6 protein-coding genes are annotated in these 3,437 nt (G+C 72.7%); 5 read left to right on the top strand and 1 reads right to left on the bottom strand.

The annotated features are described in order from the left end of the window. From ABEB07_RS08810 to ABEB07_RS08825, 4 genes are all read left to right on the top strand, one after another. On the top strand, positions 1 to 268 hold a 268-nt coding region (locus tag ABEB07_RS08810; RefSeq protein WP_345667743.1), incomplete at its 5' end, for a carboxyl transferase domain-containing protein. A 16-nt stretch (positions 269 to 284) separates the two neighbouring features. Next, entirely contained in the window at positions 285 to 494 is a 210-nt protein-coding gene (locus ABEB07_RS08815) for an acyl-CoA carboxylase epsilon subunit (protein ID WP_176150262.1), read from the top strand. 82 nt (positions 495 to 576) lie between these two features. Next, positions 577 to 705 (top strand): morphogenic membrane protein MmpB, encoded by a 129-nt coding sequence (gene mmpB / locus ABEB07_RS08820; RefSeq protein ID WP_275404847.1) that lies wholly within the window; start codon positions 577 to 579, stop codon positions 703 to 705. A gap of 127 nt (positions 706 to 832) precedes the next feature. Further along, positions 833 to 1,453 (top strand): nucleoside triphosphate pyrophosphatase, encoded by a 621-nt coding sequence (locus ABEB07_RS08825; protein WP_345667744.1) that lies wholly within the window; start codon positions 833 to 835, stop codon positions 1,451 to 1,453. Positions 1,454 to 1,538: 85 nt separating this feature from the next. On the opposite strand, the gene ABEB07_RS08830 is transcribed toward ABEB07_RS08825, so the two are convergent. Continuing rightward, the gene (locus ABEB07_RS08830; protein ID WP_345667745.1) at positions 1,539 to 2,066 is read right to left on the bottom strand and encodes a hypothetical protein; all 528 of its coding nucleotides are present in this window, start codon (positions 2,064 to 2,066) and stop codon (positions 1,539 to 1,541) included. Between the two features lie 372 nt (positions 2,067 to 2,438). On the opposite strand from ABEB07_RS08830, the gene ABEB07_RS08835 reads away from it, so the two are divergent. Continuing rightward, the coding region (locus ABEB07_RS08835; RefSeq protein WP_345667746.1) for an acetyl-CoA carboxylase biotin carboxylase subunit at positions 2,439 to 3,437 on the top strand (999 nt) is incomplete at its 3' end.

Raw genomic sequence — 3,437 nt, forward strand, 5'->3', positions numbered from 1 at the left:
CGTCATGGGCGCACAGGGCGCCGTCAACATCCTCCACCGCCGCACCCTCGCCGCCACCGACGACACCGACACCGACACCGTCCGCGCCCGCCTCATCCGCGAGTACGAGGACACCCTCCTCAACCCCTACACCGCCGCCGAACGCGGCTACATCGACGCCGTCATCATGCCCTCCGACACCCGCGCCCACATCGTCCGCGGCCTGCGTCAACTGCGCACCAAACGGGAAACCCTCCCCCCGAAGAAGCACGGCAACATCCCCCTCTGACCCCCAGGGAGCGGACATGACCATCAAGGTCGTACGCGGCAACCCCACCCCCGAGGAGCTGGCCGCCGCCCTGGCGGTGGTCCGGGCCCGCGCCGCGGCGGCGGCGGCCCAGCCGTCCGGCGCGCCGGAACCGCAGGACTCCTGGGCCGACCCGTCCCGCATCGCCGCGCAGGGCGTCCCGCGCCCGGGCCCGGCGGCCTGGGCCCGCACCTACTGGCCGGCCTGAGCGAGCCGCCCGGGACCGGCTCCGGCCGACTTGAGTACGCGTACTCAGGCGCCGGGGCCGGTCCGCGCCGCACGATCGGGGCATGCTGTGGTCCGACCCCGAGAACGAGCCGCCGGAAGAGCTGCGCGACATGCAGGCGATGCTCCGGCGGCTGGGCGTTCTCATGGCGCTGGCCATGGTCCTGGCGATGTTCGTCATCGGACTTCGGTGAACGGTCCGTCATCGGACCGCGGTGCATTCGCGCGAGGCCGCCGGCCCGCCGCCGTTCATGGCTGCCCGGCCGCGTCCGCCGTCCGGCCGAGGTGAGTCGCGGCGGCCCGCGCCGATACGCTGACCGCATGACCGATCAGCAGCGCCGCCGTCTCGTGCTCGCCTCCCAGTCCCCCGCCCGGCTCGGACTGCTCAGGCAGGCCGGACTGAACCCGGAGGTGATCGTCAGCGGGGTCGACGAGGACGCGGTCAGCGCGCCCACCCCCGCCGAACTGGCGCTCGCGCTCGCCGAGGCGAAGGCCTCCGTGGTGGCGGCCCGCCCGGAGGTCCTGGGCGCCCTGGTGATCGGGTGCGACTCGGTGCTCGACCTGGACGGCCGGGCGCTCGGCAAGCCCGCCGACGCCGAGGAGGCCACCGCCCGCTGGCAGGCGATGCGCGGCCGGGCCGGCACCCTGCAGACCGGGCACTGCGTCTGGGACACGGTGAGCGGCCGGCACGTCTCGGCCACCGCCTCCACCGTGGTCCGCTTCGGCGAGCCCACGGACGAGGAGATCGACGCCTACGTCGCCTCGGGCGAGCCCCTCCACGTGGCCGGCGCCTTCACCCTGGACGGCCGCTCCGCCCCGTTCATCAACGGCATCGACGGCGACCACGGCAACGTCATCGGCATCAGCCTCCCGCTGGTCCGCCGGCTCCTGGGCGACCTCGGCGTGGGCATCACCGACCTGTGGGCGCCCGCCCGCGGCTGAGCACGCTTCGGGAGACACCGGCCGGCGTCAGGCGCGTCGGCCGGCTGTCAGGCGCGTGGCCGACCGTCAGGCGCGTGGCCGGCCGTCAGGACGCGCCGGCCGGCGGGACGACCGGTCCGGCCGCCGGGCCGCCGCCCTCCGGCCTGCCGCCCTCCGCCGGGGTCCCGCCCGGACCGGCGTCCTGGGGTCCCGTGCCTCCGGGTCCGGCCCCCGCCGGCGCCTCCACCGGGTCGTACGTCATCAGCAGCAGCACGATCAGCGCCAGTACGACGATCAGGAACACGAACGCCTTCCAGCCCACCGGGCCCACCACGAGCGCGGCCAGCAGCCCGTGCACCACGGCGGCGCTGATCAGCAGGATGCGGCCGAAGCCGGCCGGGCGGCGGCCCCGTATCGCCACCAGCAGGGCGACCAGGCCGCACACGGCGAAGTAGAGGCCGAAGACGAGGGCGGCGACCTTCGACGAGGTCGACACCACGTCCGGGTCCGTGCCGGCCAGGGACATCCGCTGCCGGTGGACGACCTCCCCGAGGATCCAGTTCAGGGCCGCCACGCCCAACGCCTCGACGAAGAGTACGACCGCCACCACCCACGCCACCGGTCTGCGCACCACCGGTCCCACCCACTTCCGTGCCGCTCCGCCCGGAGCCCTGTTACCGCCAGTACCGTCACGCCATCGCGAACGCTACTAACGGGTAAACGGGGGGACAAGGGTCCGGCGATCGGCAAAGAATCATTGGGCCATTCGTAGGGACTCCACAAAGAAACGAAGTGGGGCGCAGCACGCTCGCACAGAGACCTTGACCACATGGGAAGGCTAGGGTTTCCCGCAGGAGTCCTGCGTACGGCGACGCGACAAGGGATTTCGCGGGTCGAGCGAGCCTCGAATCACGCTCCGTGTGGGCAAGCTCACCATTGGGGACGGGTCGATGCGCCGTGTCGGCAGTCCCTAAACTCGGCTTGTTTCAAGGAGGGAGCCTCAATCGTGCGCAAGGTGCTCATCGCCAACCGTGGCGAAATCGCTGTCCGCGTGGCCCGGGCCTGTCGGGATGCCGGGATCGCGAGCGTGGCCGTCTACGCCGACCCGGACCGGGACGCCCTGCACGTCCGCGCCGCGGATGAGGCGTTCGCCCTGGGCGGTGACACCCCCGCCACCAGCTACCTGGACATCGGCAAGGTACTCAAGGCAGCCAGGGAATCCGGCGCGGACGCCGTCCACCCCGGCTACGGCTTCCTCTCGGAGAACGCCGAGTTCGCCCAGGCCGTACTCGACGCCGACCTCATCTGGATCGGCCCGCCCCCGCACGCGATCCGCGACCTCGGCGACAAGGTCGCCGCCCGCCACATCGCCCAACGCGCCGGCGCCCCCCTGGTCGCCGGCACCCCCGACCCCGTCTCCGGGGCCGACGAGGTCGTCGCCTTCGCCAAGGAACACGGCCTGCCCATCGCCATCAAGGCCGCCTTCGGCGGCGGCGGCCGCGGCCTCAAGGTCGCCCGCACCCTCGACGAAGTCCCCGAGCTCTACGACTCCGCCGTCCGCGAAGCCGTCGCCGCCTTCGGCCGCGGCGAATGCTTCGTCGAGCGCTACCTCGACCGCCCCCGCCACGTCGAGACCCAGTGCCTGGCCGACAAACACGGCAACGTCGTCGTCGTCTCCACCCGCGACTGCTCCCTCCAGCGCCGCCACCAGAAACTGGTCGAGGAAGCCCCCGCCCCGTTCCTGTCCGAAGAGCAGGTCGCCGAGCTCTACCGCGCCTCCAAGGCCATCCTGCGCGAGGCCCGCTACGAAGGCGCCGGCACCTGCGAATTCCTCGTCGGCCAGGACGGCACCATCTCCTTCCTCGAGGTCAACACCCGCCTCCAGGTCGAACACCCCGTCACCGAAGAAGTCGCCGGCATCGACCTCGTGCGCGAGATGTTCCGCATCGCCGACGGCGAACCCCTCGGCTACGACGACCCCGCCCTGCGCGGCCACTCCTTCGAG

Source organism: Streptomyces similanensis (assembly GCF_039543625.1).
Classification (GTDB): Bacteria; Actinomycetota; Actinomycetes; order Streptomycetales; family Streptomycetaceae; genus Streptomyces; species Streptomyces similanensis.